A 14,991-nucleotide genomic window follows, 5' to 3' on the forward strand; every position below is an offset into this window, starting at 1 on the left:
ACGCAAACAGCCCTGATCAAATTCTGATCAGGGCTGTTTTTTACTGCAGCGAATCCCAAGCCGTCAGTTGAACCGGCCGCTGCTTAGTCAGCTGCAACAGTTCGGAACTAAGGTAGCGCTTGTTGATCACGGCTTCATAGGTATAGTCTTCAAACCATTTTTGCGTCATGACGAAATAGCCTTTTTCGCCATTTTCTTCACCCCATGAATTCTCAATCTTCCAGCGATCAATCTGACCGTCAGCCTCATTAAATCCAGTCAGCGTCATGGCATGAGAAACGCAGGCCTGTCTGGTTTCCAGCCGTTCTTTTTTGTTCATAACGTAGTCAATGCCCAAAAGCGCTTCTGTTTTGTACAGCTCAGCATCCATAATGCCCCGCTTGCGATCCATCTGCTGTAAGACGTCATTGCCGACCCACACGGTTTCTCCTGCTTTCAGCTGCTTGACCGCGCTGTTCTGCAGTTCTTCAAACGGCACGTTGACGAATTGCAGCGGGATTCCACCAACGACATTTTCCTGCTGCGGCATTGAGTAGACCTGATTGAGCTTATGATCCGGCGCGTTGGTCAAAACTACATAGTCACGCAGATTCAGCTGCCAATATTGATGAAAGAATTCCAGTGGCGACAGATTGGCCTGCCGATGCAGCTGATGATCGTCATCCTGATATTCCAGATCAAACTGCTTAGGCGGCATCCCAAAAGCATAAACGGCCAATCGATAGACCTCACTGACCATCTTTTCTTTAACCTGCTGAACCGCAGCCCGATCAGCATGCTGCTCATTGATCATCTTCCGCAGTACCAACGCGTCTTTATGCATCAGATCCTTCATTACCCCGGCAATATCGTCAGTATTCTTGGTATTGTAGGTGTCAGGCATTACATATTCCGGTACGACGCCATATTTTTCAATGATCGAGGCAGCATTGGCCCACTGCCCGCCATCATTTTCCGCAAATGCCACATAAAAATCGACCAGCCGATCATGAAATGGCAGTGCGGCCGTAGCAATGATATTTTGCAAAAACATATTGGCCCGTTCAACACGATCCCAGAAAAACAAATAATTCTGCGATAATTCAAAATCCTTGAAGTTGTACTGGCTGGCAAAAAGATGCCGCAGCGTGTTCAGCGTGGCAAACGACCAGCAGCGACCGCTATGCCGCTGATTGGATACCTTGCCCGTCTTGACTTCATACGAAAAAACGCGGTGATTGCGCTGACTGACGTTTTGGTCCTCGCTGGTTGCCTTGATGCCATTTTTCATCACGGCCCGCGCGATTACGGCAGCATCTGGCCGCTTTTTGAAATCGGCTTCGTAGCCCTGCAGCTGCTGCGACGTTAACTTTTCAAACTCTGACATGTTGAATCTTCCTCACTTACAGTCTTTTGTGAATCATTCTAAAGCAAAATCATCAACAACTCAAAAGCAGCGCCCTTGCTAAAGAACGCTGCTCATTGTTAGTTATCGGCAAAGAAATGCTTCCATTGCTGATTGATATTGTTTTTAGCCGGCTGCGTACGATTCCAGAAACCTACCTTGACGACGCCGACGATCTTGCTCTTAGGTACGAATCCCCAGTAGCGGCTGTCGTTAGAGACGCTGCGGTGATCACCCAAGACAAAGTACTCGCCTTTTGGTACCTTGTAGGCCCCATTATGCAGCACCCAGCTGTTTTCCTGGGAAATACTGTGCAAAGTCCAGGTTCCGGTACCGCTGGAACGCTCGCTCTTGCTGATGTAGCTTTGATCAACCTTTTTACCGTTAACGTAAAGATTGCCGTTTTTAGCCTCAACCGTATCGCCTGGCAGACCAATAACCCGCTTTACGTACTCAGTCTTTACTGAAACTTGCGGATCAACGCCATTGGCATCAAAAACCACTACGCTGCCGCGATGAATCTTGGCTTGCTTTAAGCAGACCACGCGCTCGTTGTTTTGCAGATTAGGCTGCATGGATGGACCATCAACTCGGACAAACTGAAAAGCAAACTGCTTGATCAGCAATGCCAGCAGCAGACCAATCGCAATCGGCACGATCCAACTCATTAATTCTTTAAAAGCTTTCATCAAAATTGCTCCCAGATTAGATTTCTAACGGCAATTTTAATACACTTTGCCAGCAACTAACAACTTATTCATCATATTCGCGCATCAATTTTTTGGTCAGCTGATAATCGCCAACATATGGAATGTCATGGCCTTTTTCATGCATAAACTGCTCGCGTCCCTTGGCAGCCATAAACATGACGTCGCCGGGCCGCGCCATGTTAAATGCATCTTGAATGGCTTTGGCGCGATCAACGTTGATATGTACCTCAACATCAGGATTATCAATGTGTGATTTGATTTCTTCATCGATCTTGTACGGATCCTCAAAGAAATTGTCTTCACTGGTTAGAATGGCCACGTCAGCATATTTGGCCAGCGCCTCGCCAATATCCTTACGGCGCGACTCAGCCTTACCGCCAGCCGCACCGATCACTACGATCAAACGGCCATTGGGATAAGTGTTTTTCATGTATTTGAAGCTTTCATTCAGGCTCAGATAGTTATGAGCATAGTCAACGCAGGCCAATAGTCCCCGCTGATTGCTCAGCATTTCCATGCGGCCAGGAACGGTGGTTTCTTCCAGTCCCTTGGCAAAAGCCGCCGTATCATCACTGAACTGCCGTTCTACGACCAGCGCGGCCAAGGCATTGCTGTCATTGAACGTACCTGGGATATTGATCTTAAAGCGGCCAGTCAACTGCGGCTGCTGACTGCTGAACGTAGCTACGTGAAACTCATGCGGCGAATCAACTACATAGCGATAGTCGGCATTGGACTGACTGTTGCCAAATGAGATTACCTGATTGCCAGCAGCCAGCGCTTTTTGAGCCAGCAGATCATAATAAGGACACTCACGATTGATGATCACCTTGGATGAGTTAAGCATCAGCTGACTCTTACAGTACAGATAGTCTTCAAAACTTGGGTGTTCTACCGGACTAATGTGGTCGGCAGCAATATTTAAAAAGACACCAATATCAAAATGCAGACCATAGACTCTTGACTTCTTATAGGCCTGACTGGAAACCTCCATAATCAGATACTTCATGCCATTATCGGCAGCCTGACGCATCATCCGGAACAGGTCCAGTGACTCTGGCGTCGTTAAATGAGCTTCTTCAAAATGCTCGCCATCAAGACATTCAGCAATTGAGGATAATTGGGCTACCTTATGATCAAAAACCTCATTCATCAAATGGCGGGCAAAGTATACCGAAGTCGTTTTTCCCTTGGTCCCAGTAAACCCAATCACTTTCAGTTCCTGTTGCGGGTTGTTGTAAAACTCGCGCGCCAATAGAGCCATTGCCTTTTGAACGTCATTGACCACCAGCTGCACGACTTGATGCTGGTCTTTGCCGGCATAGACGTTTTCAGTCACACAGGCAACGGCTCCCTTATCAATTGCGTCCTCCAGATATTTTTCGTTAAAATGCAGTCCCTTGCACATAAACAGCGTATCAGGTGCAATACGGCGCGAATCATAAGATAAGAATTGGAGCCTGCGATCTTTGAGATTGGCTGGAACCTTGAAGCGCCAATCATCACCGATTACGATTTCACGCAGCAATTGATCCTGTTTTAAAATGTTGGCAGCTTGATTAAGCGTCAGCATTTCTCCCCCCACCTTTCATTTAAACGTTCATTGTCTTTCGATCATGTTTCGTATTCTGACACAAGATTATGAAAAAAATGCGAAATCCCAACGAAAGCATCAAGAACTTGCTTTTAAGATGTCTTAAAAAAGCGACAATAAGGTCCAGTCTGCAAACGCACCGCAGACTGGACCTTATCTTCAATTAACTGTCAAGGTATCGACTTCCCTAACAGTCATATTTAATTATACGCTTTCATCAACTGCTCTGTCAGCTGGTAATCGCCGACATAAGGCTTGTCATGGCCATTTTCGCGCAGGAACTGCTCCCGCCCCTTGGCAGCCATAAACATGACATCGCCCGGCCGCGCCATCTGAAAGGCTGTTTTAATGGCCTCTTCACGGTTAAGAATCTCATGAACCTCAACGTGGGGATCCACGATATGATCGTGAATTGCCTGAATAATCTTTTTGGGATCCTCAAAGTAGTTGTCATCTTCAGTCAGGATGGCCACGTCGGCATACTCTGACAGTGCGCGACCGATATCCTGGCGCCGTGACTCAGCTTTGCTGCCCACTGAACCGGTAACCACGATCAAGCGGCCGTCTGGATACTCATGCTTTAAGAACTTGAAGCTCTCACTCATGCTCAGGTAGTTATGAGCATAGTCAACACAAGCCACATAGCCTTTTTCGTTCTTTAAGATCTCCATGCGGCCCGGTACCTTAGTTTCTAAAAGTCCCGCCGCAAACTCACTGGTTTTATCGCTTAGCTGCGCGGCGACTGCCAAAGCCGCCGTTGCATTGCTGCAGTTAAACGATCCCGGCAGCATGACCCGAAAATCGCCTGCAACTGTCGGCAGCTGGTCATTAAACGAAGCAACCTGGAAATGACCATGCTCGCCTAAAGTAAAGCGATAATCGGCATCTGATTGATCACTGCCATAGGTAATCAGCTGGTTGCCGAATGCACGCGTCTTTTGGGCCAGCAGCTCAAAGTAAGGGATCTCGCGGTTGATGATTACTTTATCGGCATTTTTTACCAGCTGGCTCTTGCACCAAAGATAGTCGTCAAAACTTGGATGCTCAACGGGACTGATATGATCACGCGAAATATTCAAGAAGACGCCAATGTCAAAATGCAGCCCATCAACGCGCGACTTCTTATAAGCCTGACTGGAAACCTCCATCACCAGATACTTCATGCCGTTATCAACGGCTTGACGCATCATCCGGTACAGATCCAATGATTCGGGCGTAGTCAGGTGCGATTCAATAAAGTTTTTACCATCCAGACATTCGGCAATCGATGACAGCTGCGCCACCTGATTGTCAAAGACATGCGCTAAAATATGCCGCGTAAAGTAGACTGAGGTCGTCTTGCCCTTGGTACCGGTAAAGCCGATCAGTGTCAGTTCTTTTTCCGGATCGCCATAAAATGCCCGTGCGACTGTCGCCATGGCTTTTTGGACATCAGTAACGACAAGCTGCCAGACGGTCTGACCAGCCAGCTCCTCATCATACACCTGCTGAGTCAGACAAGCCGTGGCGCCTTTTTTGACTGCATCCACCAGATACTGCGGATTAAAGCGCTGTCCCTTGCAGATAAAAAGCGTCTGCGGCTCAATTACACGCGAGTCATACGAAAGCTGTCTGAACTCCAAATCGGCAATTTTTTCCGGTACATCATACAGCCACTGACCGTCAACGATGATTTCCTTAAACAGGTCCCGTTCCTTGAGAGCGGCTACCGTCTGTTTAACCGTCAGCATTTAGTTCGCCGCCTTTTGCTTGGTTTGATCAATTGCAGATTCATCCGGCTTGAAGTTGTCGATAAAGTACAGCTTGTACCAGACCAAGAACGTGTAGACGGTCCAGATCTTGCGCCGGTCGTCAGTCTTGCCTTGGAAGTTGTCTTCAGCCATCTTCAGGATCTTGTCTTGATCAAAGAACTCTTTGACAAAATCCTGGCTGAATAATTCACGAACTTCTTGGTAATACTTGTCTTCACGCAGCCAGGCCCGAATTGGCGTAGGGAAGCCCATCTTAGGCCGCGTTGCCCATTCTTCTGGCAGGTGACGGTTGGCCGCCATCCGGAAAGCCCACTTGGTACCCTTAGCGTTGAACAGGTACTTGGTTGGCGTGGTCTGAGCAACCTTCATCATTTCCCGATCCAATAAAGGCACCCGCAGTTCCAGCGAGTTGGCCATACTCATCTTATCGGCCTTCAGCAGAATATCGCCTGGCATAAAGCAGTGCAGATCCAGGTACTGCTTTTTGGCAACCTCATCAATATCTTTGTCTTCAACCTTGTCGTAGTATGGGTCAACGATCTGCTTAACCGTTGGACCACAGTCAAATTCAGGCTGCAGAATGCTTTGAGCCTGTTCTGGACTGAAGATGTAGGCCTCACCGATAAAAGTATCGCGAGCTGGCGCCAGGTTGGCATACATATGCGCCTGGCCATGGAAATGCTTGTTCTTGATCTTTTCGGCAATCTCATAGCGCTTTTGCCGCGGCTTTTTCTTCAGCTGATCGGTAATCCAGCGAATCAGCTTTGACTTGGTGTAGAAGCCATAATCAATGTAGCCGGCAAACAGCTCATCGGCGCCTTCACCAGAAAGCATTGCCTTGTAGCCATTGTCCTTAGCCAGCTTGGTCAAGAAGTACAATGGCACGACGGATGGGTTGGAGTCGGGCTCGTCCAGATAGTATTGAATCAATGGGAAGGTATGGAAGGCTTCCTCGTTGGTCAGCTTGGCATCCGTATTCTTAAGATTCAGCTTAGCTGCCAGTTCCCGTGCTTCCTTGGTTTCATCGTAGGTGCTGTCAAAGCCGATTGAGAACGTGTTGTCAGGCCGCATCATCGCCGTAACGTAGCTGGAGTCAACCCCAGCCGAAAGAAACGAACCGACTTTAATGCCTTGGTCAGCAAAAGAGTGCGCCTTGACTGATTCGGTAACGGCAGCCTCGATCCGATCAACGGCTTGATCAAAGGTTTCATCGGCTGGTTCAAAGTCTTCATCCCAGTATTCAGTCATTGAGAACTGACCATCCTTGGTGTAGTGGAACGAATGACCTTCTGGCAGTTTGTAGACGCCCTTAAAGAACGTTTCCCGGGTAATTGGATATTGGAACGTCAGATATGGCTTGAGGGCTTCTTTGTTCAGCTGCTTGTCGAAGTTCGGGTGTTCCAAGAAGGCCTTGATTTCTGAGCCGACAAAGAACGTCCCATTCATCTTGGCGTAATACAGCGGCTTAATGCCGAAGTGATCGCGGGCCCCAAACATTTCTTGGGTTTGTCGGTTCCAGATGACAAAGGCAAACATCCCCCGCAGCTTCTTGCAGACGTCATCGCCCCATTGCTCATAGCCATGCAGAATGACTTCCGTGTCCGTCTTGGTTGAGAAATGGTGCCCAGCAGCAATCAATTCCTCGCGCAGCGGCTGGAAGTTGTAGATTTCACCATTAAATAAAATGGCCAGGTTTTCGTTTTCATTAAAGATCGGCTGCTTACCGCTCTTAACGTCAACGAAACTTAGACGCCTATGTCCCAAAGCCGCGTGTTCATCGACGAATTGGCCGGCATCATCGGGACCACGGTGGATGATCCGGTCCATCATTTTTTGAATCAGGCTTTCTTTGACTTGTGGCTTTTCATTATCCACAAATGCAACAATTCCACACATAATGACTCTCCTATGTTCTTGACTAAATTAGCGCTGCACGAAGTATTCCTTGTACTTCTTAGGCATTAACGAAAAGGCGTAGTGCATCAGCAGCCGCTGCTTGAGCGTATCATGCTTGTCAAAGGCCGTCGTACCCCAGTTGCCTGATTCAAGCATCTGCTTGGCACGCTCCTTATCTGGGCCTTCCTTAGCGTACTTGTAGAAGACTTTCTTAGGAACGCTCAGCCACAGCTTGTTGCCGTCTGCATAATCGGTATGGTCATATGGACGATGGTAGATGGCATCATCAACCACGTACTTAGCCAGATTGTAGCCGTTTAAAGTGCAGTAGTAGCTGCTGCGGCCCTGACGCAGATTGATCTCAAAAATCTTGAATTTGCCATCGCGCCGGTCGTACTTCATGTCAAAGTCCGCAAACCCGACGTAATTGATTTCTTCCAAGAACTTTTGAATCGTTTGGTAGATTTCCATGTTCTTTTCTGGAATGATCACCATATAGTTGCCGACTGCCACTGGCGATGGATCTTCCAGCAGGGGATGACCAAGGCAGATCATGCGTACCTTGTGATCTTGACCAACATAGGCATTTACCACGCGCATGTTGGAATCATCGCCGGGAATGAAGTCCTGGGCGATCAGCTTTCCGGTATAGCCAGCTTGAGCAATCTCAGGCAGCAGCTTATCAAACTGAGCCCGCGTGTCCAAGACATAGGCCTTTTTACGATCAGCAAAATGAATGTCCAGCCAGGCGATACTGTCGGAAGGCTTCAAGGCAATCGGAAAATCAAATGGCAGCTCAATTTCTTTTGGCTTCGTAAATTCAGCCGCTTCAATCAGCTTGGTCTTTGGATAAGGCAGGCCATACTTTTCCGCAGCAGCGTAAAAAGTTTCTTTGGTCCCCAGTTTTTGGAACATGTCATAGTCAACATATGGGCAGACAAACCATTGCTTCAGCTCGTCTAAGTGCTTGGCGATCAGTTCCGTGTAGCCATCCCCACAGGACAGCAGCAGGTATTTTTTATCCGGCTTTAAGTTCTTGGCAATCTCACGCATCGACTTGATAAAGCCTGGATCTTCGTTAAAGCCTTCAATTACATGCACATCAGCCAGCTTGGTGTAGCGAGTTGGCGCCATGTGCGTAACTCCATAGGCAATGCTTTTGATTCCATAGGCTTCATAAAAAGAACGTGCCATGCCATAGCAGTTAAAGTCCGTTCCCAGCAGAATTGGCTGGAAATCAATTTGATCATTCACTTTAAAATCATCCTCATATTTTCCTAGTGATACTGTCAACGGCGATTATAAAAAACGCCCTCTGAAACCTTAATGATAATCCAAACCCAAGGCACCTTCAAGATATTCTCTAATCCTTAAGCTTAGCTAAACGTCCTTGACGCAGATAAACGCTCAAAATCGCCAGGTCAGCTGGATTGACCCCACTGATCCGCGATGCCTGCGCCAAAGTTTCAGGCCGAATCTTCTCCAGCTTCTGACGGCCTTCAGTAGCCAGACCATCAATTGCCGAATAGTCCAGGTCAGCCGGGATCTTCTTGGCTTCCATGCGCTTCAGCCGTTCAACCTTGACCTCTTCTTTTTTAATGTAGCCCTCGTACTTCAATTGAATCTCGACCTGTTCGATCACTTCTCGACTGAGCGGTTCATCTGGATCAGGAATCAGGTTCATCAGCGTCTGATAGTCAACATATGGTCGTTTTAAGAAATCAGCGGCCGCGATGGCATCTTTCAAAGGATTGTCGCCGTGAGCCTCAATCAGGTTGTTGGCTGCCTCATTGGTTGGCTTGATGCGAATCTTCTTGAGTCGAGCAATCTCAGCTTCAACCAAGGCCTTTTTATGCTCCATTTTAGCCAAGCGCTCATCAGAAACCAATCCAATCGCGTGTCCTTTTTCCATCAAGCGCAGATCGGCATTGTCATGACGCAGGATCAGCCGGTATTCGGCACGACTGGTCAACAGCCGATATGGTTCTTTGGTTCCCTTGGTTACCAAGTCATCGATCATTACGCCAATGTAAGCATCCGAGCGTTTCAACACGAACGGCCCCTTGCCTTGAGCACGCAGCCCGGCATTGATGCCCGCGATCAGTCCTTGACCAGCTGCCTCTTCATAACCCGAGGTGCCATTGGTCTGGCCAGCCGTAAACAGATTCTTGACCAGCTTGGTTTCCAGGGTTGGATGCAGCTGATATGGCGCCACCACGTCATACTCGATTGCATAGCCTGGCCGCATCAGCTTGGCTTTTTCCAGCCCTTTTACAGAATGCAGCATCTTTTCTTGAATTTCTTCAGGCATCGAGGTTGACATACCGTCCACGTACCATTCGTCAGTATCGCGGCCTTCTGGTTCCAAGAAGACCTGGTGGCGATCCTTATCGGCAAACCGCACGATCTTGTCTTCAATTGAAGGACAGTAGCGCGGACCAACCCCTTCAATCACCCCAGTAAACATTGGCGCCCGATCAAGGTTGTCGCGAATGATCTGATGCGTGGTTGGGTTGGTGTAGGTCAGCCAGCAGGAAATCTGATCAGTGACTGCGATATATTGACTGTCCGGCGTATCAAAACTGAAATGATGCGGTTTTTCGTCACCAGGCTGCTCTTCGGTAACTGAATAATCAATCGTATTGCCGTTGATGCGTGGCGGCGTCCCGGTCTTGAATCGCTGCAGATCAAAGTCCAGCTCTTCTAGATTCTCAGACAGCTTAGTGGCTGACTGCGTATTGTTTGGACCAGATTCATACATCAATTCGCCAATAATGATCTTGCCGCGGGCTGCCGTTCCCGTTGCCAATACTACGGCCTTGGCAAAATAGCGGGCCCCGGTATTGGTAATGACTCCTTTGCAGACGCCATCTTCAACCACCAGCTGATCAACGGTGGCCTGCCGCAGCGTCAGATTAGGCGTTTCTTCCATCGTCTGCTTCATGGCTCGGTGATAGGCGTGCTTGTCAGCCTGAGCCCGCAACGCACGGACGGCTGGACCTTTCCCCGTGTTGAGCATCCGCATCTGAACATAGGTCTTGTCGATATTGTGGCCCATTTCACCGCCTAAGGCATCAATCTCACGAACTACGATTCCCTTAGCCGGTCCCCCCACTGATGGATTGCATGGCATAAAGGCAACCATTTCCAGACTGATCGTCAAAAGCAGCGTCTTGTTGCCCATGCGTGCTGCCGCCAATGCCGCTTCTGATCCCGCATGACCAGCTCCAACGATGATTACGTCAAAGCTGCCGGCATCAAACGGCTTACCTTGTGAAATCTGCATTTTTATCTCCTTTACTTTCCTAGACAGAACTGGCTGAACAATTGATCCAACAGCTCATCTTGATAGCTGTCGCCGGTAATCTCACCCAACAGTTCCCAGCACCGCGTCATGTCGATCTGGACCAAGTCGACTGGCATTCCAGCTGCAATCCCGCTCAAAACGTCATTCAAGGCGTCATTGGCTTGATGAAGCAGTCCAATATGCCGGGCGTTGGTAACCATAACGGTACTTTGCGAGCTTTCGATTCCTTCATCAAAGAACATATGGCTGATCGTCCGGCCCAATTCTTCCATTCCCTCATGCTCAACGATCGAGGTCTTGATGACGCGATCGCCAGCCGTCAGCTGACGCAGCTCATTTAGATCGATTCGGTTCGGCAGGTCGGTTTTGTTTAAGATGACGATGCGTGGCTTGCCAGCCGTCAGCTTGATCAGTTCTCGGTCCTCATCGGTCAATGCATTGGAACTGTCAATCAAAAGCAGCACCAAGTCAGCCGTATCGATCGCCTGACGACTGCGCTCAACGCCGATTTTTTCGACCGTATCCTCAGTATGGCGAATCCCAGCCGTGTCGATCAGTTTTAAAGGCACGCCTTCTACGTTGACGTATTCCTCAATCACGTCACGCGTGGTTCCGGCCACGTTGGTTACGATTGCCTTGTCCTCATGCAAAAGCGTGTTGAGCAGGCTGGACTTGCCGACGTTTGGCCGCCCAATGATTGCCGTTGCCAGACCATCTCTTAACACCTTGCCCTGCTTGGCGGTTTTTAAAAGTGCCTGAATGCGCTGCTGAACCTCTTGGGCCTTTTCTTTCAGCATCTTGGTCGTCATTTCTTCAACCGCGTCATATTCTGGGTAGTCAATGTTGACCTCAACCTGCGCCAAGACGTCCAGAATATCCTTGCGCAAAGCCTTGATCAAGCGAGACAGATCGCCATCCAGCTGGTTTAGCGCCACCTTCATTGATTTGTCGGTTTTGGCGCGGATCAGATCCATCACGGCTTCCGACTGTGAAAGATCCAGCCGACCGTTTAAAAAGGCTCGTTTGGTAAACTCACCCGGTTCTGCCAGTCGGGCGCCATGACTAAGCGTCAGCTGCAGAATCCGATTGGTAGCCAGCAGTCCGCCATGACAGTTGATTTCGACAACGTCTTCTCTAGTGTAGGTATGAGGTGCCCGCATGATTGAAACCATGACCTCATCAACTTCCGCACCACTGTCGGGATCAACGATATGCCCATAGTTAATGGTATTGGTTGCCACCTTTGCCAGATCCTTGCTGCCATGGTACAGCTTTTTGGCAACGGCAACGGCCTCCTCGCCGCTGATCCGAATAATCGAGATGCCCCCTTCGCCAACTGGGGTCGAGATGGCTGCAATTGTATCAAATTCTGAATTTGCCATTTTCTGCTCCTTTCCGCCGCAATAAAAAAAGTGCCGAGTCCACGCTCTCCCCGCTTTGGGATCAACATGGTCAAAGCACTTTCACTACTCTAACTAACGGTAAATTCAATTAACATCGCTATTTTAGTTTTTCAGCGTTTGGTTGTCAATCAATTAATTCTTTGGTGCTACCACGACGCTGCGATACGGATCACGACCATGTGAATAGGTCTTGACCCGCGGATTGTCTTCCAAGACATGGTGCAGATATTTGCGTTCACGAGCCGGCATTGGGTCCAAAAAGACGGCTTGACCAGTAGCAATTACCTCGGTGAAGCAGCGAGCAGCCAGTTTTTCCAATGACTGCTGCCGTTTCTGACGGTAATTCGACGTATCCAGGATCAGCCCCGGATCATCGACGCCATGATAGCTTAAAAAGGCCGTTCCCAACTGTTCCAAGGCATTGATCCGTCGCCCATGAAAGCCGATGACTCGTCCTGAATTGTCGGCCTGCAGATCAACGACCAATTCATGAGTCCGCAGCTTGACGATTTTAGGCTTAGCCGTTACCCCAAGCGCTGCCAGCACGTCTTTCAGATAGCCGCAAAGTGCCTGGGCCGCTTGATTCATCTTCTGCACGTTGGCTTGATGACGATGCTCCATTTCCAAGGCATCTGGCTCATTTGAATCATTTGCTGCCGGTTTGACGTTTTGTTTTTTGTCTGTCGGCTTGGCAGTTTTGACCACGACCGTTTTTTTAGCTGGCTGGGACTTAACGGCCGAATTTTTTACGATTGGCTTTTGCGGCTGCACCGGCCGTTTTAATTCAGCCTGAATTTTGGCGTTCCGACGGCCAAATCCAAGAAAGCCATGCCGCGGCTGCTCCAAAACCTGAATATCTAATTGATCACGATCGGCTTTAAAGGCAGCTGATGCGGCTGCGATTGCTTCATCAATTGTCTGCGCCTCAAAAGTTTCCATAAAGCTCCCCCTCAATCATTATCAAAAAAGAGCGGTCAAGCCGCCCTCGTTGCTCAATTATTTCCGCTTGCTGCGGTAGGCCTTGCGCTTAGCCTTGGCAATCTTGTTGCGGTGGCGACGTTCAGCAGCCTGTTTTTCTTCACGTTCGCGACGAATCTTGAACGGATTTTGGAAGATCAGTACCTGCAGAACCTGGAAAGCGTTGGATACTACCCAGTAAAGCGTAATTGCCGAACTAAAGCCCAGTGCCATGAAAAAGACCATGATCGGCATAAACCAGGTCATTGATTTGGTCATGGCATTTTGTTCCGGCATTGAAGCCATTGACAGCCAGGAACTGATAAACGTAAACAGGGCCGCCAAAATCGGCAGCACGTAGTATGGGTCATTGTGGCCCAGCTGCAGCCATAAGAAGCTCCCACTGCGCAAAACGTGCGTCCGCCAGATGGCTTGATACAATGCCCACATAACTGGCAGCTGAACCAGCAGAGGCAGCATCGAAGCAAACGGGTGCACGCCAGCATCCTTATAAAGCTTTTGTTGCGCTGCCTGCATCTTTTCCAGTGATTCACGATCGCGTCCAGGATACTTCTTTTGAATCTCCTTAAGCTGCGGCGTTAATTCCTGCATCTTGACCGACATCTTGGTCTGGTACACCATCAATGGCAGAATGATAATCCGCACGATAATCGTAAAGATGATGATCCCCATTCCATAGCCGCCAAAATTGTTGGACAGCCAGATTATGAACCGTGAGCAGTTATAGATGATGTAATGATCCCAAAAGCCGGTACTGTGGCTGGTAATTGGTGAATTGGAACAAGCAGCCAAAAAGACTGCCAGACTCATAATCCCCGCCAGGCTTAGGATTTTCTTGTGTCCTTTTCTCAAAGTGCGATCCTCTCTTAATCTTCTTTTAACAGATGGGCCAATTTCAGTGCATGAACCAGATTCTTTTTAACTTCTGCCATTTCCAAGCCATCAGCAGCTGGCCGCGCAATAATCAAGAAGTCAACGTCAGGCTTGATTGCCGGCTTAACCTCCAGCAGCGTTTGGCGGATCCGCCGCTTCAGCCAATTGCGGTGTACGGCATTACCGATTTTCTTGCCGACTGAGATGCCGACCCGAAAATGTTTCTGACCTGGTTTTTGCATTTGATAGATGATAAATTTTCGATTGGCTACGGAATCATGAGTTTCAAAGACCCGCTGAAATTCACTTTCCTTTTTTATTCGGTATGACTTTCGCATGTTCGCTCCAACCTTTAAAAATACAAAAAGGACTGAGGCACAACCGCACATAATGCAGTGGATGAATGCCCCGGCCCCTTTTAGAAAAAAAGCCACTAATTAAATAGTGGCCGATTTTATGCAGATAATACTTTGCGGCCCTTTTGACGACGACGAGCCAATACCTTACGGCCGTTGCTCGTGCTCATACGCTTGCGGAAGCCGTGAACGCGTGCGCGGTGACGCTTCTTTGGTTGAAATGTGCGCTTCATTGAGTGCACCTCCTCGCTTGTATTTATTATTTTATTTACAGTCCAAAAAGACAATCTCTTCAAACATACTTTTGAAGTATAACACATCCTACGCCAAGAATAAATGATTATCTTGCGTTATTTTAGCGTTTTTTACTGCACAGAAGCGGCCAGTTATCCCCAGTTTTTTCCACAAGTACCAAAACAAAACTGGGGACTTTTATATTTATCCACAGAGTTATCCAAAGCAAAAAGAGTTCCCCACAGGTTGTGGAAAAAGTTATCAACATATCTGTGGATAATTATGAAAACATGACTAGTACGCTTTTAATTCGCTAAAGTTATCCACAGATCACCAGTGATTAACTTGATTTTGTCTTTTCTTTTTCCACAAATCCACAGCCTTGTGGAAAACTTATCAACATGTCTGTGGATTTTGTTAATAGTTTTTACACAGCCTTGTGGAAAACTACCAGACAATGCTAAAATATTCTTTGGATTTTTAATTAGCATGAGGAGGAATTTAC

12 protein-coding genes are annotated in these 14,991 nt (G+C 48.2%); all 12 read right to left on the reverse strand.

Translation table 11 applies throughout. From position 1 onward, the window contains the following. Positions 1-40 precede the first annotated feature (40 nt). A complete protein-coding gene (locus tag H0G69_RS10075; protein ID WP_180304857.1) occupies positions 41-1,366 on the reverse strand; it encodes a C1 family peptidase in 1,326 nt (441 codons plus the stop codon). A 98-nt stretch (positions 1,367-1,464) separates the two neighbouring features. Next, entirely contained in the window at positions 1,465-2,073 is a 609-nt protein-coding gene (lepB, locus tag H0G69_RS10080; RefSeq protein ID WP_006500863.1) for a signal peptidase I, read from the reverse strand. Positions 2,074-2,137: 64 nt separating this feature from the next. Beyond that, the gene (gene murE, locus H0G69_RS10085; protein ID WP_180304858.1) at positions 2,138-3,667 is read right to left on the reverse strand and encodes a UDP-N-acetylmuramyl-tripeptide synthetase; all 1,530 of its coding nucleotides are present in this window, start codon (positions 3,665-3,667) and stop codon (positions 2,138-2,140) included. A gap of 221 nt (positions 3,668-3,888) precedes the next feature. Further along, on the reverse strand, positions 3,889-5,418 hold the full coding sequence (gene murE / locus H0G69_RS10090; RefSeq protein WP_180304859.1) for a UDP-N-acetylmuramyl-tripeptide synthetase: 1,530 nt from the start codon (positions 5,416-5,418) through the stop codon (positions 3,889-3,891). Then, on the reverse strand, positions 5,419-7,335 hold the full coding sequence (gene asnB, locus H0G69_RS10095) for an asparagine synthase (glutamine-hydrolyzing) (protein ID WP_048345673.1): 1,917 nt from the start codon (positions 7,333-7,335) through the stop codon (positions 5,419-5,421). Between the two features lie 27 nt (positions 7,336-7,362). Further along, the gene (locus H0G69_RS10100; protein WP_006500867.1) at positions 7,363-8,589 is read right to left on the reverse strand and encodes a carboxylate--amine ligase; all 1,227 of its coding nucleotides are present in this window, start codon (positions 8,587-8,589) and stop codon (positions 7,363-7,365) included. 109 nt (positions 8,590-8,698) lie between these two features. Beyond that, the gene (gene mnmG, locus H0G69_RS10105) at positions 8,699-10,621 is read right to left on the reverse strand and encodes a tRNA uridine-5-carboxymethylaminomethyl(34) synthesis enzyme MnmG (RefSeq protein ID WP_180304860.1); all 1,923 of its coding nucleotides are present in this window, start codon (positions 10,619-10,621) and stop codon (positions 8,699-8,701) included. Positions 10,622-10,632: 11 nt separating this feature from the next. Then, positions 10,633-12,024, reverse strand: a complete 1,392-nt coding sequence (mnmE, locus tag H0G69_RS10110; RefSeq protein ID WP_180304861.1) for a tRNA uridine-5-carboxymethylaminomethyl(34) synthesis GTPase MnmE — start codon at positions 12,022-12,024, stop codon at positions 10,633-10,635. 153 nt (positions 12,025-12,177) lie between these two features. Beyond that, positions 12,178-12,984 (reverse strand): RNA-binding cell elongation regulator Jag/EloR, encoded by an 807-nt coding sequence (jag, locus tag H0G69_RS10115; protein ID WP_180304862.1) that lies wholly within the window; start codon positions 12,982-12,984, stop codon positions 12,178-12,180. A 57-nt stretch (positions 12,985-13,041) separates the two neighbouring features. Next, positions 13,042-13,875, reverse strand: a complete 834-nt coding sequence (locus tag H0G69_RS10120; protein ID WP_033934551.1) for a YidC/Oxa1 family membrane protein insertase — start codon at positions 13,873-13,875, stop codon at positions 13,042-13,044. A gap of 14 nt (positions 13,876-13,889) precedes the next feature. Next, on the reverse strand, positions 13,890-14,234 hold the full coding sequence (gene rnpA / locus H0G69_RS10125) for a ribonuclease P protein component (protein WP_180304863.1): 345 nt from the start codon (positions 14,232-14,234) through the stop codon (positions 13,890-13,892). A gap of 116 nt (positions 14,235-14,350) precedes the next feature. Further along, positions 14,351-14,485 carry a 50S ribosomal protein L34 gene (gene rpmH, locus H0G69_RS10130; RefSeq protein ID WP_003665227.1) on the reverse strand — a complete coding sequence of 45 codons (135 nt, stop codon included), beginning with the start codon at positions 14,483-14,485 and terminating at the stop codon, positions 14,351-14,353. Between the last annotated feature and the right edge of the window lie 506 nt (positions 14,486-14,991).

The sequence above is a fragment of the Limosilactobacillus mucosae genome (assembly GCF_013423865.1).
Classification (GTDB): Bacteria; Bacillota; Bacilli; order Lactobacillales; family Lactobacillaceae; genus Limosilactobacillus; species Limosilactobacillus mucosae.

What these genes read in the sequence shown, in the direction of transcription:
- H0G69_RS10075 (WP_180304857.1), bottom strand. Translation starts at nt 1,366, where the DNA reads ATGTCAGAGTTTGAAAAGTTAACGTCGCAGCAGCTGCAGGGCTACGAA.
- lepB (WP_006500863.1), bottom strand. Translation starts at nt 2,073, where the DNA reads ATGAAAGCTTTTAAAGAATTAATGAGTTGGATCGTGCCGATTGCGATT.
- murE (WP_180304858.1), bottom strand. Translation starts at nt 3,667, where the DNA reads ATGCTGACGCTTAATCAAGCTGCCAACATTTTAAAACAGGATCAATTG.
- murE (WP_180304859.1), bottom strand. Translation starts at nt 5,418, where the DNA reads ATGCTGACGGTTAAACAGACGGTAGCCGCTCTCAAGGAACGGGACCTG.
- asnB (WP_048345673.1), bottom strand. Translation starts at nt 7,335, where the DNA reads ATGTGTGGAATTGTTGCATTTGTGGATAATGAAAAGCCACAAGTCAAA.
- mnmG (WP_180304860.1), bottom strand. Translation starts at nt 10,621, where the DNA reads ATGCAGATTTCACAAGGTAAGCCGTTTGATGCCGGCAGCTTTGACGTA.
- mnmE (WP_180304861.1), bottom strand. Translation starts at nt 12,024, where the DNA reads ATGGCAAATTCAGAATTTGATACAATTGCAGCCATCTCGACCCCAGTT.
- jag (WP_180304862.1), bottom strand. Translation starts at nt 12,984, where the DNA reads ATGGAAACTTTTGAGGCGCAGACAATTGATGAAGCAATCGCAGCCGCA.
- rnpA (WP_180304863.1), bottom strand. Translation starts at nt 14,234, where the DNA reads ATGCGAAAGTCATACCGAATAAAAAAGGAAAGTGAATTTCAGCGGGTC.
- rpmH (WP_003665227.1), bottom strand. Translation starts at nt 14,485, where the DNA reads ATGAAGCGCACATTTCAACCAAAGAAGCGTCACCGCGCACGCGTTCAC.